This window comes from Lysinibacillus sp. YS11 (assembly GCF_002896375.1).
Taxonomy (GTDB): domain Bacteria; phylum Bacillota; class Bacilli; order Bacillales_A; family Planococcaceae; genus Lysinibacillus; species Lysinibacillus capsici.
Map to the genome: position 1 here is coordinate 218,492 of NZ_CP026007.1, position 23,458 is coordinate 241,949.

At 36.7% G+C, this 23,458-nt stretch carries 18 protein-coding genes; 12 read left to right on the forward strand and 6 right to left on the reverse strand.

The window, feature by feature from the left end:
- The first annotated feature begins 3 nt into the window (after nt 1-3).
- The 5 genes from LBYS11_RS01075 to LBYS11_RS01095 all read left to right on the forward strand — a co-directional run bounded on the left by LBYS11_RS01075 (nt 4) and on the right by LBYS11_RS01095 (nt 4,963).
- Entirely contained in the window at nt 4-1,338 is a 1,335-nt protein-coding gene (locus LBYS11_RS01075; protein ID WP_103117284.1) for an FAD-dependent oxidoreductase, read from the forward strand.
- Nucleotides 1,339-1,352: 14 nt separating this feature from the next.
- Nucleotides 1,353-1,829, forward strand: coding sequence for a glutathione peroxidase (locus tag LBYS11_RS01080; protein WP_103117285.1), 477 nt, complete (start codon nt 1,353-1,355; stop codon nt 1,827-1,829).
- 150 nt (nt 1,830-1,979) lie between these two features.
- Nucleotides 1,980-2,747, forward strand: coding sequence for an ABC transporter ATP-binding protein (locus LBYS11_RS01085; protein WP_054548905.1), 768 nt, complete (start codon nt 1,980-1,982; stop codon nt 2,745-2,747).
- Nucleotides 2,734-4,602: an ABC transporter permease gene (locus LBYS11_RS01090; protein WP_103117286.1), complete on the forward strand. Its 1,869-nt coding sequence runs from the start codon at nt 2,734-2,736 to the stop codon at nt 4,600-4,602. Before LBYS11_RS01085 ends, LBYS11_RS01090 begins: the two co-directional genes overlap by 14 nt.
- 1 nt (nt 4,603) lies before the next feature.
- Complete coding sequence (locus LBYS11_RS01095; protein WP_004233888.1) at nt 4,604-4,963, forward strand: YxeA family protein; 360 nt, start codon at nt 4,604-4,606, stop codon at nt 4,961-4,963.
- Nucleotides 4,964-5,064: 101 nt separating this feature from the next.
- Here LBYS11_RS01095 and LBYS11_RS01100 read toward each other — a convergent pair whose 3' ends face one another.
- Nucleotides 5,065-6,450 (reverse strand): sensor histidine kinase, encoded by a 1,386-nt coding sequence (locus tag LBYS11_RS01100; RefSeq protein WP_103117287.1) that lies wholly within the window; start codon nt 6,448-6,450, stop codon nt 5,065-5,067.
- Nucleotides 6,447-7,169, reverse strand: a complete 723-nt coding sequence (locus LBYS11_RS01105) for a response regulator transcription factor (protein WP_048390763.1) — start codon at nt 7,167-7,169, stop codon at nt 6,447-6,449. Before LBYS11_RS01105 ends, LBYS11_RS01100 begins: the two co-directional genes overlap by 4 nt.
- 226 nt (nt 7,170-7,395) lie before the next feature.
- On the opposite strand from LBYS11_RS01105, the gene LBYS11_RS01110 reads away from it, so the two are divergent.
- From LBYS11_RS01110 to LBYS11_RS01125, 4 genes are all read left to right on the forward strand, one after another.
- A complete protein-coding gene (locus LBYS11_RS01110) occupies nt 7,396-7,998 on the forward strand; it encodes a PH domain-containing protein (protein WP_103117288.1) in 603 nt (200 codons plus the stop codon).
- An 84-nt stretch (nt 7,999-8,082) separates the two neighbouring features.
- Nucleotides 8,083-9,441, forward strand: a complete 1,359-nt coding sequence (locus LBYS11_RS01115) for an acetamidase/formamidase family protein (RefSeq protein WP_103117289.1) — start codon at nt 8,083-8,085, stop codon at nt 9,439-9,441.
- Nucleotides 9,442-9,640: 199 nt separating this feature from the next.
- Nucleotides 9,641-10,195 (forward strand): HPP family protein, encoded by a 555-nt coding sequence (locus tag LBYS11_RS01120; protein WP_103117290.1) that lies wholly within the window; start codon nt 9,641-9,643, stop codon nt 10,193-10,195.
- A 198-nt stretch (nt 10,196-10,393) separates the two neighbouring features.
- Nucleotides 10,394-11,869: a hypothetical protein gene (locus LBYS11_RS01125; RefSeq protein WP_103117291.1), complete on the forward strand. Its 1,476-nt coding sequence runs from the start codon at nt 10,394-10,396 to the stop codon at nt 11,867-11,869.
- Nucleotides 11,870-11,907: 38 nt separating this feature from the next.
- Here LBYS11_RS01125 and LBYS11_RS01130 read toward each other — a convergent pair whose 3' ends face one another.
- Entirely contained in the window at nt 11,908-13,092 is a 1,185-nt protein-coding gene (locus LBYS11_RS01130; RefSeq protein ID WP_103117292.1) for a CaiB/BaiF CoA transferase family protein, read from the reverse strand.
- A 506-nt stretch (nt 13,093-13,598) separates the two neighbouring features.
- Between LBYS11_RS01130 and LBYS11_RS01135 the strand changes: the two genes are divergently transcribed.
- Nucleotides 13,599-15,176: a sensor domain-containing diguanylate cyclase gene (locus LBYS11_RS01135; RefSeq protein ID WP_103117293.1), complete on the forward strand. Its 1,578-nt coding sequence runs from the start codon at nt 13,599-13,601 to the stop codon at nt 15,174-15,176.
- A 344-nt stretch (nt 15,177-15,520) separates the two neighbouring features.
- Here LBYS11_RS01135 and LBYS11_RS01140 read toward each other — a convergent pair whose 3' ends face one another.
- On the reverse strand, nt 15,521-15,877 hold the full coding sequence (locus LBYS11_RS01140; RefSeq protein WP_048390751.1) for a winged helix-turn-helix transcriptional regulator: 357 nt from the start codon (nt 15,875-15,877) through the stop codon (nt 15,521-15,523).
- A gap of 125 nt (nt 15,878-16,002) precedes the next feature.
- Between LBYS11_RS01140 and LBYS11_RS01145 the strand changes: the two genes are divergently transcribed.
- Complete coding sequence (locus LBYS11_RS01145; protein WP_103117294.1) at nt 16,003-16,629, forward strand: nitroreductase family protein; 627 nt, start codon at nt 16,003-16,005, stop codon at nt 16,627-16,629.
- 306 nt (nt 16,630-16,935) lie between these two features.
- Complete coding sequence (locus LBYS11_RS01150; protein ID WP_103117295.1) at nt 16,936-21,303, forward strand: S-layer homology domain-containing protein; 4,368 nt, start codon at nt 16,936-16,938, stop codon at nt 21,301-21,303.
- A gap of 355 nt (nt 21,304-21,658) precedes the next feature.
- On the opposite strand, the gene LBYS11_RS01155 is transcribed toward LBYS11_RS01150, so the two are convergent.
- Together LBYS11_RS01155 and LBYS11_RS01160 are read right to left on the reverse strand one after the other, a co-directional pair.
- Nucleotides 21,659-22,459 (reverse strand): alpha/beta hydrolase, encoded by an 801-nt coding sequence (locus tag LBYS11_RS01155; RefSeq protein WP_103117296.1) that lies wholly within the window; start codon nt 22,457-22,459, stop codon nt 21,659-21,661.
- Nucleotides 22,456-23,454, reverse strand: a complete 999-nt coding sequence (locus LBYS11_RS01160) for an ABC transporter substrate-binding protein (protein ID WP_103117297.1) — start codon at nt 23,452-23,454, stop codon at nt 22,456-22,458. The genes LBYS11_RS01155 and LBYS11_RS01160 overlap by 4 nt, the downstream gene beginning before the upstream one ends.
- Nucleotides 23,455-23,458 lie beyond the last annotated feature (4 nt).

A 23,458-nucleotide genomic window follows, 5' to 3' on the forward strand; every position in this document is an offset into this window, starting at 1 on the left:
AGAATGAAATACGTCATCATTGGTGGAGATGCTGCAGGTATGTCTGCAGCAATGGAAATCTATCGGAATGTTCCAGGAGCAGAAATAACTACTTTAGAACGTGGTTTTATTTATTCATATGGGCAATGTGGATTGCCTTATGTTGTAGATGGTCGTATTTCATCAACCAAACGTTTAATTGCAAGAGATGTCGAAACTTTTCGAGATAAGTATGGCATTGATGCAAGAGTTGGCTATGAGGTAGAGAATGTAAACATAGAGAAGAAGGTTATTACAGGTACACAAGCAAGTGGTGATAAATTTGAGATTACCTACGATAAACTTCTTATTGCAACGGGGGCTAGTCCAGTCATGCCTGTGAAAAGGGGGAATGAGCTAGGTGGTATCCATACGGTAAAAACAATTCCTCAACTGGAAGATTTGATGGCAGATTTAACATCAGAGATTGAGCAGGTAACAATCATAGGTGGTGGCTATATTGGTTTAGAAATGGCTGAAACCATACATGCCTGTGGGAAAAAGGTAAGGCTTATTCAGCGCGGAAGTCATGTGGCCCGTATTTTAGATGAAGAACTTGCTCAGCATGTTCATGAGGAAGCGAAAAAGAACGATGTAGAGCTGTTATTAAATACGAGCGTTGAAGCTTTTGAAGGAAATAAACGAGTGGAACGTGTTATTACAGATAACGGCGTTCTAGAGACGGATTTAGTCATTGTCGCTTCAGGCATAAAACCAAATACACAGTTTTTAAAGAATACTAGGATTGCACTTGCAAAAAATGGAGCAATCATTGTAAATCGCCATTTAGAGACTTCCCTTGAAAATATTTATGCAGCTGGCGATTGTGCAACTCACTTTAATATTGTGAAAGAACGTTTAGATTATATACCTTTAGGAACGACTGCTAATAAGCAAGGTCGTTTAGCAGGTCTCAACATGTCAGGCAAATTTGCTCCGTTTAGAGGAATTGTGGGCACTTCTATTTTAAAATTTTTCAATTTAACTATTGCTACAACAGGTATTAATGAGCGCGATGCTAAAGAGCTTGGTTTTGACTATGAGGCATTTAAATTATCTGCACGCCATATAGCCGGCTATTATCCAGGTGCACAACGTATGTTTATAAAAGTGGTCGTTCGCAAGCGTGATCAATTGTTATTGGGTGCACAAATCGTGGGACCAGCGGGAGTTGATAAGCGTATCGATGTGTTTGCGACAGCATTATATAGTAAAATGACCTTACCTGATTTGCTAGATTTAGATTTGGCCTATGCACCACCATTCAACGGTGTTTGGGACCCTTTGCAGCAGGTGGCAAGAATGAATGGACGTTTATAATAGGAGGTAGAGAGATGAGCATTTATGATATTAATGTAACTTTAGAAGATGGTACTATCTATAGCCTTGAACGTTATAAAGGAAAGCCGATGCTAATTGTTAATACAGCTTCCAAATGTGGCTTTACACCACAATTTGAAGAATTAGAAGGTCTCTATGAAAAATATCAGGAGCAAGGTCTGGTTGTACTTGGTTTTCCATCAAATCAATTTAAACAAGAGCTAGCGTCAGCTGAAGAAGCGGCTTCCCAATGTCGACTAACATATGGAGTGACGTTCCCGATACATGAGATCGTGAAGGTGAATGGTAAAGAAGCACATCCTATTTTCGATTATCTTACTTCCCATTCCAAAGGATTTTTAGGCAATAGTGTTAAATGGAACTTTACAAAATTCCTTGTAAACCGTAATGGAGAGGTTGTTGGACGATACGCCTCAGCAGATAAGCCAAGTAGCTTTGAGGAAGATATTCAAAAAGTATTAGCACAATAGATTAGAAAAGATTCATGCACAGTTTGTGTATGAATTTTTTTTGTCTACACATTTCAAAAAGCAGATGATTTAAGGTTGCTGTAAGCTTGCGACAAATTTGCTGTAAGTTTGAGGTCGTATACTAAAGTCAGAAAGAAGAGGTGAGCGTATATGACGCCATTATTAAAGGTACAAAACGTTGGGAAAAATTACGGCAAAGGCGCAAATACTTTTACAGCGCTATCGAATATATCATTTGAAGTAGAAAAGGGAGAGTTTGTTGGGGTAATGGGTCCTTCTGGGGCTGGAAAATCTACGCTTCTTAATGTATTAGCAACGATTGATACGCCAACAACTGGTGAAATTATTATTGAAGATACTAATTTGGCACGTATGAAGGATGCTGAATTAGCGGATTTTCGTCGAGATAATTTAGGGTTTATTTTCCAGGATTATAACTTGCTCGATTCTTTAACAGTGCGAGAAAATATTGTTTTACCACTAGCGATTGCAAAAATGCCGACAAAGGCTATTAATGCAAGAGTTGATCGAATTGCTGCATTGTTTGGAATTAGTGATTTATTAAACAAATATCCTTATCAAATTTCAGGTGGGCAAAAGCAGCGTACAGCCTCGTCGCGAGCATTAGTGACAGAACCAAAACTAATTTTTGCCGATGAGCCTACAGGTGCGCTAGATTCAAAATCTGCAACCGATTTATTAGAAAGCTTAAGTGATTTAAACCAATCTCAAGCCGCAACGATTATGATGGTTACACATGATGCCTTTGCAGCTAGCTTCTGCCAGCGCATTCTATTTATTCAGGATGGACAGCTATCTAAGGAAATTCAACGTGGGACTCTAACGAGGAAGCAATTTTTCCAAGAGATCTTGCAGGTGCTATCTAGCATCGGGGGTGGAGTAAATGACGTTATTTAGTTTAGCGCGTAAAAATATTCAACGCAATTTATCGAATTACTTTTTATATATTGCCTCAATGGTATTTAGTATCGTTATTTACTTTACGTTTGTGACGCTCAAATATAATGATGATCTTTCAGCCTTAAAGCAATCGTCACAACAAATTAAAGGATTGATGAGTGCCTCGTCAGTCGTACTTCTGTTCTTCATTGTCATCTTTATGGCCTATTCCAACTCGTTTTTTATGAAGAAGCGGAAAAAGGAAGTAGCCCTTTACTCGTTACTAGGTGTACGTAAGCAAAAAATTGGCTTAATGCTCTTTTTTGAAAATTTAGTCATAGGGCTTGTCTCTCTTGTGTTTGGTATCCTTCTAGGTTTCTTTATGTCCCAAGGGCTATTAATGATACTAGTACGCTTAATGGGCTATGAAGTGGTTGGTAGCCTGACATTTTCAATGGAGGCACTAATTAATACAACGGGCATTTTTACACTACTGTTTTTATTCACATCCTTACAAGGTTACCGTGTGATTTATCAATTTAAACTAATTGATTTATTCCATGCAGACAAACAGGGAGAGCAAATTCCACGTGCATCATTAGTAGCTGCTTTACTTGGCACTGTACTTATTGCATTTGGTTATTATACAGCTGCCTCTGATATGTTTACGAGTGAAATATGGAGATTCTTTACGGTATTAGGTACGCCATTAATGGTTATAGGGGTAACAATTGCAGGGACATACCTTCTATTCCATAGTGTGAGTGTCTTTGTATTAACAGCATTAAAGAAAGCAACATCATGGTCCTGGAAAGGTTTAAATTTAATCGGTGTTTCTCAATTATTGTATCGTATTCGAGCTAATGCCAAATCGTTGTCAATCATTGCAATTTTAAGTGCCACTACGATTACAGCAGGTGGCGGTGTCTTCGGTATGTATTATAATGCAGAAGCTTCTGTACGTCAGATGCTGCCAAACACATTTATGTGGAAAGGCGAGACAGTAGAATTTTCACAACAGGATGTCTTATATAATGAAGCACTGGCTGTGAAAAATTTACGTGTGGATAATGAATTCTCATTTTTCGAATATACATTACTTAAGGAATCGGACTATAATCGCTTAGCGAAATTACAAGGCAAGGATAAAGAGCTACACATTGCAGAGGGTTCTACGGTTTTACTGGATGCAGCCTACGATGAACGATTTTCACATGATTTTACAGGTGAGGACTTTAAGCTACAAAACGGAGAATCCTTCCATGTAGAAAAGATGTACACGGAAAGCGTGTTAAACTTTATAGCAGCTGGAACAGTTCTCGTTGTGAATGATCAAGAGTTTAAAGCTACTGATGCCGATGAGATTATGATGCAGGTTGTTGGATTGGACAATGATTTGAAACAACAGGACGTGTCGAAAGACATTTACCAACAGTTGTCTTCTGAACAACAAGAATCATTTTCTAGTGTACCGCAAAGCTATGAGGATAGTTTAGCAACAGTTGGTGCCCTATTGTTTGTGGGAAGCTTCCTAGGATTGGTCTTCCTAGCGGCAACAGGCAGTATTATCTACTTCAAAATTTTAACGGAAGCCGAAGAAGATCAGGCAAAATATGCTATTTTAAATAAAATTGGTGTAAATAGTAAGCAAATCTTAAAGACAGTAGCAGGGCAGGTCGCTGTTATCTTTAGTGCGCCACTTATTGTGGGTATTGCACATAGTGTGTTTGCATTACTAGCATTTTCACAGCTATTTAACATGAATATTACAAAACCAGTCATCTTGTGGATGATTGCTTATTCAGCTATTTACTTTATTTATTATATCTTTACCGTTCGTTCGTTTTATAAAATAGTGAGACAGGGGAATTAATATGAAAAAAGTATTTTTCGGAATAGGTGCATTGTTTATCTTATTCGTAGCAGGGTTAATTGTATTGATGACTGTAGATTTTAACCGATTAAATAAAGATACCTACTATGTTCATATCACGGCTGATGGTGAGGTAGAGGAGTATAAAGCAGATAGTGGTGAAATCTTTAAAATGTATTGGTACGAGCTACCTACTTACGATAAAAATGGGGAAGAGAAAACATTAAAGTTTTCTGCTCATAAAAATTTACGCCAGGATGCTTATTTAAAGCTTTACGTGAAAAAGGAAACAGAAGTTACTTCATTTGATGAAGTGAAATTCCATGAATTACCTGCTAAAGTACAGGATCAAATGAAATAGCACAAAGAAGGAGTCTCAAATTTTGAGACTCCTTCTTTTCCACACGAAAGTTCAGTGCAAAGTATTTAGCGTTTAAATTCAACTGGTTAAATTTAGTTTATTTAGTATTCCTTTTGTAGATCAATAATAACGCATGTACCTTTTCCTTTTTCCGAGGTGATGATCACTGTTCCTCCATGGGCCTCAATGATATCTCTAGCAATAGCTGTACCTAAACCAGTCCCAGCAGTATTGTCCGTATTTGTGCCTCGGTAATAGCGTTCAAAAATATGTTCTAGATCCTCTGGGTCTATCCCCTTGCCATTATCAGAAATTGTAAGAGTATGCTCATCAACAGACACATGGACAGATACATTGGGAGCATTATGAAGCAATGCATTGTGTAAAAAGTTCATGATAGCTCTGCGCATAAAATGTTCGTCGATTAGATGAAGACTGATCTCAGTTGTCGCCTCAAACGTTAGATTAGCCTGTTCATATTGTGGTGTATTTAATGTTTCAATCACTATCTCTCGAATAAAAGGCACCATGTTCACTTCATTTAGTGTAAGTGGAAGCTGTTGATGTCTTAAACGCATCGTTAAATTTAAGTCATCCAGTAGATTTTGCATATGCAATGATTGTTTTTCTATAATTTGTGCGTACTCCATTTGCTCAGTATTTGTTATTTGTGCATCATTCAATAGTTCTGCATAACCTCGAATAGAGGCAAGTGGTGTTTTCATATCGTGGGAGACATTACTAATCCATTCTTCACGCATGATCTCTAGTCTCTTTCGCTCCTGTTCATGGGCAGCTAATTCTCGTGATACTTCATTTAAGTTTTCAAAAACTGGCTTGTAGACACCACCAGGAGCCTTAATAGACGTATGATCATGATTCTTTAAATGATGAATGCGATCTATCATCGCATAAAGAGGTTTCGTTAATGTACGACCAAAAAGCCACCCTACTAATGTAGCTACTAACAAGTCCGCAATCACGATGAACAAGCCAAATTTCCCTATAAACTGTAAGAGTGATGTGCCAGAAACATGCGTAACAAACCTTGTAACACCGCTACCTTTAATACCGATTAAATAACTAATGGAATCCTTACTGCCAATATACACCGTAGTATCAGAATCGAATTCTTTATATTTATATACTTGAATTAAGTCGATAGGTGCATAGTGCAATGGTGCTTTATCTGGTGCAAAATGAGCATCAATCACTTGACCATTTTCATCAAGTAATTGTATCCACGCATTTCTTTGATGCAATTGTTCGATTCCTTCTGCACGTATGGAAGTTGCTCCATTTTTTATCTCGATATATTTTTGAAATTCCCGCACAAAGTTTTCCTCTTCTGTGGCAGAAACGCCTTCAGAGTCAGTTGCTAGCCGATAAGTAAGGAGTCCCATGAAGATAGCTGTATTGACGAAAATAACAATGATGACGATAGAAAGTACGGAAAGGAGAAAGCGAGCGGTTAATTTCCACTTCATTCTTGTGCCTCTTTTGGCATGACAAACTTATAGCCAAGTCCTTTTACAGTTGTGATATATAGAGGATTAGAGGCATCCTCCTCAATTTTTTCACGCAACCGGCGAATATGCACCATAACAGTGTTATCAGAACCGAAGAAATCCTCTCCCCATACACGTTCAAATAATGTTTCTTTACTTAAGATTCGATTGGGATTGTGCATAAAGCACGCCATTAATCCAATTTCCTTAGCTGTTAACTCCAATAATACGCCATTTTTATGGACTTCAGTTTCATCGGCATTCAACTGAAATGGTCCAATTTGTAGTGCTTTTTCAACAATATTCGTTATGGTATCTTGTGTTTGATAGCCAGCTCTACGTAGTTGCGCCTTCACACGATAGGCTACTTCTTTCGGGCTAAAAGGTTTTGTAATATAATCGTCTCCGCCAATGGCTAGTCCTAAAATTTTATCAATTTCCTCATTTTTAGCAGACATAAAGAGCACAGGGACATGGGATACTTCACGGATACGTCTACATAAATCGTAGCCCTCACCATCGGGAAGCATGACATCTAGAAGTATAATATCGGGTGTTGTTTGTTGAAAGCTTGTCCAAGCATCGTGAATGGTACCAGCTGTATAAATTTGTTTGTAGCCTTCTTTTTGTAAGCTTACTTTTAGTAGATTCGCTAAATCTGCCTCATCATCCACTACTAAAATGGTTGGTTCTTGCACTTGTTCACACGACCTTTCGATTTGGAAGAATCTTTACTGACAATTATTATAAATGAAATGTATAGAAAAGAGGAAATGTTGGGTTGTATAGCTTAACCAGTAAATGCTTTTATTCTACAAGAGAAGAAGTACATTTTTTATATAAATCAATACATGGTGAAACCTTTACAGATTCTAAAGCGTAAAAAGAGTATTACAAATTAGGAGGAATGACGATGTTTAAAAAATAGCAGCAGATGCACTTGGACTTTCAGATATTGGTGTGGTTGTGCCAAGAGAGGACTATGATAAGACAGATGCAGATGATTTTATCTTACATGAAATTGATGAAAAAATTTACTTTTTAATTAAAACGAAGGCAGATGAGTATTGCTTTACAAATCGTGCGATTATTCATGTAGATGGCGAAAGTGCTATGAGCAAGAAACGATTACTGCGACGCTATGACTATTCAATGTATACTGTGACAGAAGTTTTTCTCGAAACAGCAGGAACAATCGACCTTGATGTCGAAATTAAGTTTACAATCGGCAATTCCCCACTATCCATCGACATTCATAAACGCTTTATTGATGACATTAAAGATTTATATAAAGCACTACATGCCATTAGCTATGAACAAAAGAACAATGCTTATAAGCTAGAAGTAGCGGAAAAAAGTTTAAACATAGCATCATCATCACTTGGTCGAATTGGCAATGACAATATATCTCCTGCGTCGTCATTCAAAGAAATTACAAGCTTTGCGAATACTTGGATGATCGATCATAAAGAAAAGTATAAAAAAGAAGACTTCTCACATATTTTTGATTTATATATGAACAATTGATAAAAATAGCTCTCTGCAAGTGTAGAGAGCATTTTTAACATATAACGATATACATAAAAATTATTCTAGGAGCGTGATTAGAAAATGACAAACGACATGCATGTGCTAGAAAAAGAAGAGGTAGAAAGTGATGATTTTATACAGCAACCTCAAGCCGCTGAAACATTGTTCGTAAATGAGTTTATTGATGGTATTTTAGATCCGTCACAGAAGATGTTAGGGCCGCTTAAGGATGGTGGAACGATTATTGCCAATACAACACCTGGATGTTGGGGACCCATGCTTACTCCTACTATTCGTGGAGGACATGAAGTAACGAAGCCCGTGTTTGTAGAAGGAGCAGAGGTGGGTGACGCCATTGTTATAAAAATTAAATCTATTCAGGTCACATCTCTTGCAACTTCGTCTGGCCATGATGAAGCAATTGTAGATCGATTCATTGGTGATCCGTTTGTTTCTGTAAAATGTCCAGGCTGTGGCAAGCTTCATCCAAGCACAGTTGTAAAAGGAATAGGCCCACATGCAATTCGATGTTCTACATGTGATACAGAAACGGCACCCTTTAAAATGACAAACGGCTATACGATGGCACTCGATCATAAAGGGCAAATGGGTGTAACTGTTGGACGAGAGGGTGCTAGACGAATTGCACTTGATGCTAGAAACTACATGAGAACACCTGAAAATTCTGTACAAAATCCTGTTGTTGCATTGGCTCCAAGCGACTTAGTAGGTGTATTGGCGAGAATGCGACCATTTTTAGGTCAGCTTGGGACAACCCCTTCTAAAGCGATGCCTGATTCACATAATGCAGGTGACTTTGGTTCATTTTTAATTGGAGCACCACATGAATATGCTTTTACTCAAGAAGAATTGGATTTACATCGTACCGATGGACATATGGATATCAGCCGAGTACGAGAAGGTGCGACTATTATTTGTCCAGTCAAGGTACCAGGCGGTGGTGTATATATTGGAGACATGCATGCTATGCAAGGAGACGGCGAGATTGCAGGACATACAACCGATGTAGCGGGTATTGTGCAGCTTCAAGTTAAGGTATTGAAGAAAGTAGCTTTGGAAGGCCCAATTTTACTACCAAATGTAGAAGACTTACCTTATACAGCCAAACCCTTTACAAAGGAAGAAAAACGTCGCGCACGTGAGCTAGCGGAGGAGTTTGGTGTTAAACAGGTAGAGGATGCATTCCCAGTGTCGGTGATTGGTTCTGGTAAAACGTTAAATGAGGCGACTGATAACGCGATTAGTCGAGCTGCGAAGCTATTTGAGATGAGCGAACCAGAGGTTTTAAATAGAGCAACTATCACAGGCTCCATTGAAATCGGACGCCATCCAGGGGTTGTCACAGCCACTTTCCAAGTACCTAAAACTGTATTGAAAAAGGTAAGAATATATAAAACTATTAAAAAACAATATGATTAATAAATGATTTCTTGAAAAAGCAAACTTTTAAAAGTTTGCTTTTTTGTATGAGCTACAAGTCAGATAAGTAAATGTTTGTCTGAAATTTGAAGTTTGGATTGAAATCTATTGTTGTGTTGATATAATAGTTAAAGTTTAAAAATGAATAACAGGACCTTATATAAAACAGATGAGTATAGAAGAGAAAAGTTGGTGTCTAATGACAGAAATTATAGGTGTGGAAAACAAAATAGAGAAAAAGAATAGTATAAAACCTTTTATATTAAAAATGAGAGGAGGAGGTCATGCTCCATCTCGAACAAATTTCGCTGATGCCTTTACTGGAGCAATGGGAGGATTAATATGCATTTTTGTGTTGCTATGGTTAACTAACATTACCAATTCACCTTGGTTAATGGCATCATTAGGCGGTAGCTGCGTTCTTGTATTTGTCGTCTGGAATGCACCTTTGTCCCAGCCCCGAAATATAATTGGAGGTCATTTTATTTCGGCATTTATCGGGTTGGCCATGTATTCATTACTAGGCTCCAATATATTGTCTATTAGTCTTGGTGTCGGATTAACTATATTTTTTATGGCCTTTTTAGGTGTCATACATCCTCCAGCAGGCGCCAATCCTATAATTATTATTTTAGGAGGTTATGGTTGGAGTTATTTACTAACCCCTGTATTAATTGGAGCAGTCATAATTGTATTTTTCGGTTTGTTGATCAATAATTTACGAGAAAAAAGAAAATATCCGTTGTTTTGGTAAAGATGATATCCATCTATAAAGTGTGTTCACTTATATAGGTGGTTTTTTATATTGTTAACGTTTTTGCTATGCATACCCATATTTTTTTAGCATATGTTAGTTAAGATTTGTTATATTGAAGAAAGAGTGTAAAAATCATGTATTTGAATGATAGGGGAAGATCTTTGTTGGTAGAAATTGATGGGAGGATCCATTTTTATGCTGTTGGACTGTGATGAGCAATTATTCATGGCTTATAAACAAAAAAGTAAAAAGGGTGCTGAAAATATACTAGCAACTTGGTTGGAAGCAGAGTCAAATCTGCAAGAAGATCCAAAAATACTTGGTACTTCGCTTTCACCCAATCTATTTTTAGTAAACGAAGAAACGGCTAAGAATATTGCCTTTTCCACAGCACGTAAATATTGGGGTCATGTATCAACAGAAATGCAAATATATTTTGACAAATATGGTTTAGATTCAAAATTTGTGAATGAGCGTCTCAGTACTTTTTTCTATACTCAAAAAGGTAAAGATACTTTTTTTGAGCAGCTTTTTGCACAACATACAATAGACTTAGAACGATTAATTTGGTTAGTCTTTGGGAAACGAATGCAAATAGCTATGCCAGTTAATGAGCTACAATCAATTATTTTATATAAATTTCAAGATGAATATTTAGTGCATATGATGTATAAAGAGCATGCATCTTTTTGGCATTGGCTTTTCACAAAAAAAGTTTATTCACTGCTTATCCACAAACCTTTAGAGCAATTCACATTTCTTTATGAAATAATGGGACATTTCGAGCATTCTGTGAGAGAAAATTGTGAACATGTGGATAACTTTGTGAATAACTATAAAGCGATACTGGATAAGTGTATAACTCATGTGGATAAGCATAATGCTAGCTGTTTGGCAAAGAAACAGTTACGTCTTTATCAAATTGTTACTCATTATTGTTTATCAGAAGGTGATTTTAATAGTGTCAAATCGTTTATTACTTCATTTGAAGCGGAATGGCGCTACTCAATGTATGCACTATCAGAGAAGGAAAAAGTGTTGATTGCCTATATTTTATTTCATATAGCAAATAGAGAACAGCAGAGTGAAAAGGTTATACATTATGGTGAATATTTATTAGAGGATGAACGAATAAATAATTATGCCATTGAAATATTACTAGAGTATAAAGAGCTATTACCAAATCGTAAACCAACACCACCTGCCATTATTAAAAATTATCAGTTAAATTATTTAGAAAATTTATATGCCATTCTACTAGAGCATTATGTAAAAATGGCACGTTATGAGGATGGCTTACTTTTATTAAAAGAGCATGTTTTAGCATCGAATAAAAAAATTAATTCTTCATTAGTACAAAAAAACTTTAGTAGTGAACAGCTTATTGCAATTGAAGCATATGTTCAACAGGATATAGCACTTCATGTGAATAACTCTCTACAACATATTGGTTTGTCTGTGGAAGAGTGGCGACGCAATTATCGTCAACCAAATGCACCATACTATGTTGTAGCACAAAGTGCCTCCCTGCATATGTTAAATATTTTAAGAGTTTTGTTTGTAACAGAGCAGTACGAGCTTTTTGAAAAGTTAATGGAGATTTACAAAAAATATCTACTAATAGATGATCATTTTGAAAACCTACGTATGTTTATTAGTGCGTATGTATAAAAAAGGTGTCTAATACATCACAGTATTAGACACCTTTTTTACTCTAAAACACCTTTTTCCTTCAAAGCCTTGATTTGTTCAGCATTAAAGCCCAGAGATAGTAAAACTTCCTCATTATGCTCGCCTAATTTAGCACCAACATGCTTGTATTCAGGCTGCGTACCATCAAATTTAAACGGAGAGGCAATTTGTTTTTGCAGAGTGCCATCGCTTTTGGGTATAGTCACAATCATTTCTCGTGCCTTTAGCTGTGGATGCTCACATGCTTCAGGAAATGTTAGAACTGGCTCTACACAACCTTCGAAATTCTCGTTAAACACTTCAAGCCATTCCTCATATGTCTTGGACAAGAAGGCATCGTGAACAGCCTCTTTAAAACGAATTTGCGTATAGTAGGAGTCATTGAAGGTATTATCGATCAATTCGGGAATATCGAGTGCTTCACAGAGCAATTTGCGAAATTGAGGCTCTAAACTACCGACAGAGAAAAAGCGCCCATCCTTTGTTTTGTAAAAATCATAGTAACTGCCTCCATTTAAAATTTCTTGCTCTGGCTGTGGAATACGGCCACCTCCAATAAATGCTGCCCCATACATAGCATTAAGTGAAAAGACAGCATCTGTCATACTAATATCGATGAACTGTCCCTCTCCTGTTTTTTCGCGATGAAGAGCAGCAGCAAGCACACCTATTGCTGCATGCATTGTCCCTCCAGCTATGTCAGCTAGTTGAACGCCCATGGAAACAGGCTTTTTATCCTTATGGCGGGAATAGTCGAGTAAGCCAGCTAAGGATAGATAGTTATTATCATGTCCTGGTCGATTACTATAAGGCCCTGTTTGTCCGTAGCCAGTAATCGCACAATAAATAATCTTAGGATTTATTTCTTTAAGCGCTTCATAGCCGATGCCAAGTCGCTGCATTACGCCAGGTCGAAATCCTTCGATAATAACGTCATACTCCTGTACAAGTGATTTAACAATGTCGATAGCTTCTGGTGATTTTAAATTTAGCGTTATAGACTTTTTTGATCGATTTAAATGTTGATGGATATATGCCTCGTGATCATCGTCATAGGGAGGCATAATTCGTGTTAAATCAACCCGCTTTGAAGATTCAACATGGATGACATCTGCTCCTAAATCAGCAAATATCATTGTCGCCATTGGTCCTGGTAGTAATGCAGAAAAATCGAGAATTTTTAACCCCTTTAAAATGCCCAAATCTTCCAACCCCTTTTTGTGTAGGCTACACAACCATCTGTATGATGATGGCGAGTAGCGCTTTTCTCATAATCCCCATTGTGTGAAAAGCGTATTCTATATACTGTATTATTACAGTTTATTATATTTTAATGAGTATTATAACAGATTAAATCTTAACTTGCCTATGCTAATTTTTATTATAAAATAAACGCTTCAACTTTTATATGTCAGAATAACAATAAAAGTAAAAAAATTTAGAATTTAGATTTTCTATCAAATTTCAGATAATTAGCGTCAGCTGTTGCAATTTTTAATCTAAATAACTAAAATGTTGGAATTTTGTTTGCCAGATTCTATATGATACAACCCCGTTTATTGATACAATCCTAGAGGTGTGTTGGATTCTTCTTACACAATTAATACATGTTACTTTTACCTATAGGAGTCTTTGCTTATAATAGGCACTAATTGTTTAAGAATCTCTCAAAATATACATATAAAAAATCATAAATAGGAGGGGAAAAATGAAATCGCACCGATTAAAATTAAAGCATCTTATAATGGGCGTAGCAATGGCAGCATTCTTTTTAACAAGCATAGGTAGTGTTTGGGGCGGCTATAGGATGAACATTGATTCCATTAAGGAAAATACGCTAGAAACGAATAGAGTTTATGCTCAAAAATTGGCCTCAACTGCTGATTCCTATCTAAATGAAGCTTTTCAAATCTTAGGATATAGCGCGGATCAGGTTAGGACGAAAATGGATGATGAACAAGTATTGAATCAGGAAACAGAGCGTTTGAGATTGCAAAATCAAATGTTCAATTCGGTGGTTATAACAAATGCAAAGGGACTTGTTTTATCTGTCTCTCCGCCATCTATAGAAATTAAAGGAGAGATTTTAACATCAATTGGCGCTAAAGAGGCATTAGCCAAAAAGACACCAATTATTTCTAAGCCATATGAGGCGATGACAGGGCGGCTCATCATTTTTATATCGCATCCTATTTTCTCGGAGTCCAATGAATATCTAGGAATGATTGCTGGCACTATTTATTTAAAGGAACCTAATGCCTTTAAAACCTTGTTGGGAGAACATTATAGTAAGGATGGTTCTTACGTATATGTAGTTGATTCAGATGGACGAGTTATCTATCATCAAGATCCAAGTCGTATTAATGACATTGTAACGAAAAATAAAGTCGTTCAAGCTGTTACATCTGGCAAGGATGGCGCCCAACTAGTTGAGAATACAAAAGGAGTGAAAATGCTAGCTGGCTATAGTGCAGTGGCATCGACAGGGTGGGGAGTTGTTGCGCAGAAACCTTTAGAAGTAGCATTAGCCCCTTCATTTGATCGTGTACAGGAGGTCATTATAAAATCTGTCCCTCTTATGTTTGTTTCGATTATCATTGTACTTTGGGCTGCAGCACGTATTGCGAATCCCTTACAACAACTAGCATCATTAACAGAAGAAAGTTTAGATAAGAAAAATGTAGAAGGTTTAAAATCTGTTAGTGGATGGTACTTTGAAGCCTATTCTTTGAAGAATGCATTGGTTCGAAGTTTATCGTTTCTACATGGACAGGTCTCCTTTTTCAAAGATCAATCTACTGTTGATCCACTGACGGGGATTACGAACCGACGTACAATGGATTCGATGCTTGCTGAATGGTTAGCAAGTAAGGTACCACATGTCATTATTTTGCTAGATTTAGACCACTTTAAAAGTGTGAATGATACATATGGACATGCAGTAGGCGATAAAGTTTTACAATTTTTGGCTCGACAAATGGAATCAGTAGCTCGTGAAGGCGATGTATGTTGCCGGTACGGTGGCGAGGAATTTGTCATACTTCTGCCGAACACGACGATAGAGGAAGCCACACTAGTCGCAGAACAATTACGAAAAACTTTGGCCGATACGGTCAGTCCATGTGGTAGACCAATAACATTATCTGCAGGAATAGCTGCCTATCCAGCAATGGCACATACAACTGAAGCGCTAATTGAAGCGGCTGATGACGCACTTTACCTTGCGAAACAAGAAGGGCGAAATCAGGTAAAAGTTGGAGTCTCAAAAAGGAATAAAAAAATATAACAAAAGAGCTTACAACCCTAATTTTTGGGGTAATGATTAATGCAAACATCATTTGGGCAAGCTGTATATAAGTCATCAGCCACATGACTTTTAAATTATGTTCAAATGATATGTAACTCGGGCCACATCTCTTGATCGACTTGACAAGACGTAAGGTTATCCCCCTTTCCCTTATGACACCCCAAGTACGACTAGATGTATGCCTATATATCGTCAAAAGCCAAGCGAGCACCGATGCTCCTTGGCTTTTTAGCATTTTGTGGGATATTCTAACAAAGTGACAAGCTGTGGTTTTGATACGAATTATAGAAAGGTGATTAGTACAAGGAGCCATTAAGGAAAACTTAGCTTTCCTTTTGATGACAACAAATTTGTTGCTCCTTGGCAATTCCCTTTAAACGTGCATAATCATTTCCCCATGTACACATCGTATTTAAAACGGGGATAAATGACTCTCCTAAATCTGTTAAACTATATTCTACTTTTGGTGGTACTTCTTTAAATATTTCTCTCCGAACAAGTCCGTCTCTTTCTAACTGCTTCAATTGATCGGTTAGAACTTTTTGCGTAATTCCGGGTATTAATTCATAAAACTCTTTCGTCCTTACTGATTGTTGACTCAAGAAAAATAGTATTAAACCTTTCCATTTGCCACCTGCAATATCCATAAAAATATTGATTCCTGTATTATAGTTAACCATGTGCTTCCTCTCCTAAATAGGCACAAAAAAGTGGCTATACCACTTTTTTGTGCGTTATTTTCTTATTTATTATTGCTTACTATAATTAGAGGCGCAATACAATAAAAACTTAGGAGTTGTTCATAATGAATGTAAAAGATATTTTAGAAAAAAGACGTTCAGTTAGACATTATGATTCAAATTATAAAATTAGTTCAGAAACATTGACTGCCTTAGTTGAAAGTGCAAGTAAGTCGCCTAACGGGAATAATATTCAAGCAACGCGATACTTAATAATCGAGGATGCGAACTTAAGAAATTTATTACTACCTATAGCTTTTAATCAACAGCAAATAGTAGAAGCTTCAACGTTAATCGTCATGTTGGGCGACTATCAGGCATTTAACAAAGGTAATATTATTAAAATTCATGAGGAGGGGTACCAGGCAGGTTATTTTGATGAATCATTAAGAGACTATCTTGCGAATGCTGCAATAAATTATTATGAAAGTAAGACAAAAGAAGATCTAAAGTTAGAGTTAACTAGAGATGTAAGTCTTGCCTCAATGTCCTTAGTTTTGTTAGCGAATGAAGCTGGTTTTGACACAATTACGATGTCAGGCTACGATTCTAAGAAATTGAAAGAGATCTTAAATATTTCTGATAGGTATCTTGATGTTATGCTGATTGCTATTGGTAAAGGTATAAAAGCAGGTCATAAGACTGTTAGGCATAATGTAAACAAGGTAATTTATAAAAATGAAATAATTTAGTGTTTTTAAACTAACCGAACTTTTAAAAGTCCAAATTAATATCTAATAAAGAGAAGCCAATTATGAATCTATCTTTAATGGCTTCTTTTTTATGTATTGCAAACTATGAATTTTTAAATATTCAGTGATGGAAAGCTTATGGACTCGCATAGTAAAGAAATCGTATTTTAGTCTCTAACTCTAGAAGAAATTTACCCTACTATTTTAGATTTATCTATGAAGGTTCACTAGTCTTTGGTCGATATAAAGGATATGAGCAAATGATATTTGTACGTATCAAAATACATAAACGAAAGGAAGAGTGGAATGGATAAATCTAAAATCCAAAAAGTAAATAAAGCCTTGATTGCAACAGTATTTGCTTCAAGTGGGATTGCTGCAGTAGTATCACCACCAAAAGCAGCAGCGGCTACTTCTCCCTTTACGGATATTAACCAATACTCGGATAATTATAATGAAATATTAAAACTATATTCTCAGGGCGTAATGAGCGGTTTTGCGGATAATACTTTCCGTCCTGATGTCAGTGTAACTCGTGGAGAGGCAGCGAAAATGCTGGCAACGGCGTTAAAATTGGATACAAAAAATATCCAAGATCCTTACTATAAGGATGTTCCAAAGGGCAATCAATATTATAAATACGTAGCGGCATTGCAAAATGCAGGTATTATGTCGGGCTATTCAAATGGCATGTTTATGCCGAATGAAGTGTTGACTAGAGGGGAACTAGCCAAAATGGTTGTAGTTGGATTCCATCTAGAGGTATCCCCTACGTACAATAATATTTTTAAAGATGTGAATAGCAAAACAAACAATGCCATCTATATTCAAACTTTAATCGATTTGAATATTACAAAGGGCACAACTCCTGTTACATTTTCTCCATTTGATCCTGTTACTCGCGGACAGTTTGCTTCGTTTGTAGTGGGTTCACAAGAGAAGAAAAATAATGAAACATCTTACAAAATCACAAATGTGGATGATGACGCAGTTTATATAAATGGCCAGTCATATACAATTCCAGAGAGTCTTGCTCATATTTTTAACGAATATAATGCTCCGGTGTTAAAAGGTGCATTCATTGAGGGGGATTTATCGAGTAAGGGAATTCGCTCCATTTCAAAATTGACCCTTAATGCAAGCGGGACAAGCACACGTTCTCTAGATTTTGATGGAAATTACGGTTCTTTTGGTGCAACGATTGTAGTAAATGGTAATTATATAGAATTCTCGAATATGACGCTGACAGGGACAATGTTTGTCAACGAAACCGTTCGCCCACCATTGCATTTAGGGGCTACTTACAATCAACCATTAGCTCTTGGTCGTGTGGCAAGTAACAATATTTCATTTATTAATTGGTCAAACCCAGATAACAATAAAGGCGATGATTCGTCAAATAACAATTCGAACGATCTTCAAAATTGGACAAAACCAAATACTGAAAATGACAAGCCATTTGTTAACTGGTCTAAAGAAAAAGAGGAAATGAAAAATGTTGAGAAGTATTTAGAATTCTATAACAGCAGTGTTTCTCGGCTAGTAGTTTCTCAAACTGGTACAAAAATTGAAACGAATACAAAACTACCACGTGTAGACATCATTGGGAATGTCCGAGAGTTTGAAATTCAAGGCAATATTGGCACGTTAAATTTAAATACTGAAACAAAGCTTACAATTTATGGTTCAGGAAATATCGATTGGATCAATTACAATAGCTACACAGATCTAGAGCTGTATATTGATGGACGAATTGGCACATTATTTGTTGATAATTCATATGGCAAAATTGATATTGGAGATTATACGTATATTGATAAGGTCATCTTACCTAAGGATGGATCACCAAATAATATCTTCGACGATTTCCTCGATGATAAAGATAATATAGGCAATATTACTGATCCAGATGGCAAACCAATTGATAAAGAGGAAAATGAGAATCAAAATCCTGATGATAAAACAAAACCAATCATTAGTATTACGAATGTAAAAGTCCTAAATGGTAGCGAAATTCAAGCAGATTTCACTTCTGATGAAGTCGGTACGTACTATTATATTGTGCGTGAAAAGGGCGCAGAGGCACCAAATAAAAGTGAAATGGTTAACCGTCTCTCAAATAAGAACGTAGCACATGGAACTGCGGCAGCCATCAAAGGAACAAACTCAATTAAGGTTTCTAATTTAGGTGAGAAAAAAGAATATGTTATCTACATCATGGTTGTGGATGGCTCGAAAAATGCATCGGACATAGTTTCTCAAGAGTTCCAAATGAAAGATGCTTCACCACCAGTAGTGAAATCCCTCCAAGTTACGCCATTACATGGAGGAACACGTGCTGAATTTACTTTTACAGCCAGTGAACCAGGAGACTATTACTATTATATACGTAAGAAAACAACAGCAACTGATCCAACAACGGCTGACATCGTTGCTAACTCTACAGGAAAAGGCCAAGCAAAAGCTGATGAACTTGGCATAAAAGGCATTCTAACGGGATTAGATGCAGAAACAGAATATCAGCTTTACGTTGTGATGAAAGATAATTCAGGTAACTTTTCGATAGACCCTCCTGCGGTAAAAGATTTTAAAACTGGTGCGCTTGATAGTGTTCATCCATATGTAGAACAAGGAAAGTTAGTAAGGAAAAGCAATAATCAGTTTGAACTTACTGTTAGTGAAGCATTAGATCCAGAAAGTGCGAACGATATTAACAATTATTTATTAACGGGTACAGTTATTGTTAACGTAACTGGAGAAAAAGGAATCAAACCATCAGCTGTAGAGTATAAAGCAGGAGATAAAAAAGTTTTATTAACAATACCATCTGATACGGGGTTTGTTAATGGTGATACGTTGCGTGTAACAGTATTACCAGGTGTTAAAGATTTAGCGGATAATGCGTTTGAAAATACTGGCACAGTGAAGCCAGGTGACCCGGTTCGTAACTATGCTGAGTATAAACATGAAGACACTGTGGAACCAAAGATAACAATAAAAGATCCAGTGAATAAAGCGGATGAATCTGATGGTTTCCGTAGAGCTGAAATCGAATTTGAGCCTAATAAAGCGGGAACGTATTACTATATGATACTACCTAATACAGTAGTAGATAACGGTGAGACGAAGACTTTCCAACAATATTTAACAGATCATAAAATTACTGAACGAGATTTTATTAATGAGTTTGCAGGTGATACTAGTAAATCTGGTTATTTCCAAATTGGTGGAAAAGATATATATATTCAACGTGGCTCAGGGACAGCAGATTTAGAAACAGCTACGCAAAAATTCCCTGTATCTGTGGAACAAAATAAACTCGATCCGTTTAATAGCTATTCTATTTACATGGTACTAAGAGATCGTGGAGGAGAACTTTCTAAAATCGCAGGTCCTAAGACAGTATTCGAAGATACTAAGGCACCTTTAATTCGTAATTTAGAGATTAAGCCAAAAGAGAATGATGATACAAAAGCAACTATTAGCTTTGAGACAAATGAAACAGCAAAAGTTCATTACTGGTTTGTGGAAAAAAGAATTAAAGATAAGGATGGTATATTAATTGATAATCCTGATGCTAATTTAACCGCTCCAGCAGATGAAAAATATTTAGAAACAAAACTCAAAAGTAGTCCATCTGTTGAAAAGATTGGAAAAGGTCTGTCAGGGACGGTTGATGCCAGAGGCGTTACTTTAAAGCCACATACTGAATATGTGGTTTATGTTGGAGCAGAGGACACTCCTGGTAATTTTACAATCTATAAGGCGAATGATTCATATAATGACCATGATAGAACATCAGGTGGTTTGATGAAGCAGAATTTCTATTCGGATGGTACACCTCCTAAGATTGGGATGGTATCGCCTGTGGGCAAGGATCCAAATTCGAAACCGAATGATCCAAAACTAAAGCCAACCTATTATCCTGGTCTAATTTACCGTAACAGTGATGATACGTTTACTATCACATCAAGTGAAACTATCATGCGTGAAGTCGATGGTAAATCAACGATCGTAAGTACAGGGGATACAGTTAGTGTTGAGCTAGATAAGATTCTAACGATTACTGATAGTAGTGGTAAAGATGTAACTGATAAATATGAGCCTGTAAAATATACAGTAGGTTCAGATTCTACCCAAAATAGCCAACTTATTATTAAAGCAATAGATCCAATTGATGCAAACCAAACTATTACAGTGACAATGAAAGATGAAACTAAAGACTTTGTTATCTCTGACTATAAGGATAAGGCACATAAATTTATTAATATTGGTGAATACAAGTACAGAAAATTAGAATCAGCATTCCTTCATATACGACTACAACCAAATGCTAAACAAGTGGAGGCTATGTTCGATTTAAAATCTTCTGTTGGTCAAGAGTATGAACCTGGTGAAGTTTTAAAGTACTATTATTTATCAGAATCAAAATTAAATGACGAAACTGATATTAATAAACGCACACCAGCCGATGTAATTAATATCGTTACTAAGAGCACTGATACTAGTTTGGCTAAAGGTATCGGAATTGTTGAAACTGATGGAGGGCGTACTAAAGCAATATTGGAACATTCAGTTGGATTTGTTGATGGGGACTGGCTGACGATAGTATTAGAAGATAAGTATGGTAACTTGAAAAAGATATATGCTAAAGTTGGTTATGTATCACCATAAAAACCAACCATCATAAATGAAAAGCCTCGTAAAAGTTAGTTATAAACCTAACCTTTACGGGGCTTTTTTTAAAAGCAATATAGACCAATGAGTTCTAGCGGTCCAATTTTATTTAGATGGAAATAAACCTATGATTGTAATCAAGGAAGGCATCTGAGTAGCAAGAGTCTATAGGTGAATGGGCTAGCCGTAACAAAAGCGAGTAGAGATTTTATTAAAGTCCTATACAATATATTCTACTGACTAAAAAATAACTGTTCTCAATACCTGAACGAAGACAAGCATCCAAATACTTAGACTTTTTAAGAATGGAAGGCTATAGGAAACCCTCTTGATAATTTTCCCCTTTAGACTTTTACGTATCCAAAAACCGAGGAAGGCGGCCAAGCATACAATGCAGGACGCTCACGTGGTCCTCCTCATTAAACTTCACATAATTAGTATGAATGTTTTGGTCGCTTAAACGCTTCAGTCGTTCAGCCGCTAGATCAGCTCCCTCTAACATATCTGGCAACTCGTTAGCACCTATTGTGAGTAAGAGATTAATAGCATGCTGACCGTTCCAATCATCAAAACATCTGTCTATTACTTTTAGTACGGCATTGTCAGCCCACCAAACAGAGGGACTGCCAGCTACAATGTGACTGAATAAGTGAGGTTTTGCACATAAAGCATATAATGTGAAAAGACCGCCTAAGGAATGACCGACAATCGCTTGCTTCTTTTTATTGATAGGCCATTCCTTTGCTATAGCAGGCATGAGCTCATGTTCAATAAAATCTAAGAACTCATTAGCTTTGCCGTTTGGAGGCCAAGGCGTTCCATCTGGACGTGGTGGCAGATGTTCTTTGTTAACAGGTAGTGTAAAATCGAGACAGCGTCGCTCCAGATCAAAAGGTTCCTTTGAGGGATAACCGATGCCAATAACAAGAATAGGATCATAGCCTTTTGGTTTACGTGTTTGTAATTTCACTGCCTCTGCAAGTGTTGGAAAAAGGGCGTCCCCATCTAAGGCGTAGATGACAGTATAACCATCTGCTGGTGGTTCATCTGTTGGGCTTGCAATTAAAATGCGATAATCTAGCTGTTGACGAGATGCCATGGCAACTTCAAAGTAGTTTTCTGATGTATAAGGTTTCTTTGTCATTGTTATCATGGCGCTAAAAACTCCAATACATCTTCTATCACTTTTCCTTGAGCATGAATACCGCCATTTAGCCAGTAATCCGCGGATGTCTCAAATACTTGATTGTTTTTGAAGGCTGCTGTACTTTGCCAAATTTTACTGTTCTTCAACTCATTTAAAAATTCATCCCCAAGATTACCATCATTGATTAGGAAAATATAATCGGCATCCAGTTCAGGTAGAATCTCCAATGATACTTCGAAGGCACCATTTTTCACGTAGCTGCTTTGTTCAAATCCTAATTCATGTGTTAAGACATACCCACTAAAATACTCATCTGTCATGAAAAACATACCTTTTGCATTAAAGCGAATTAACGCAATTTTTTTACCCTCTGTTATAGAGGATAGCTTTGTTTTTGCTACATCTACTTTTTCTTGATAATCCTGTATGGCATGCTCAGCCTTGTCTGTTTCATCAAGTAGTTGCCCTAAAACTTTAATAGAGCCTTCTAAATCACTTGCAGCATTATTAAAAACATAGGTTGGTGCGATTTTTGCATATTTTTCATAGGTGCCATTTTCCACATAAAATGAATTGTGCAAAATAATTAAGTCTGGTTTATCTGCCATAATGGCTTCGGCTGATGGGGGATCGCTTGCAAAGCTAATTTCTGGTATACCCTGTAGCTGATCTTGTAAATAAAGCTGTGGCTTAACACCATTAGACCATTGCATAGTAGGCTTGATACCAAGAGCTAGTAAAGAATCCTCCATGACAGGTGCAAAAATTTTAGTAGGCTTAGCTGGTAGTGTTACCTCATTACCAACCTCATCTTTTAGTGTTAATGGATAAATACTTTGCTCCTTTGTACTTTCTGAGGATGCCTGCAATTCTACCTGTTCCACTTTATTGCTTGATTGGGTATTGCAGGCGGAAAGTATGCCGATAGTAAGCAAAAACATCGCTGATAAATAGGCAGATTTTATAATTGTATGACATTGAATAGGACAATTTTGTTTCATTGTT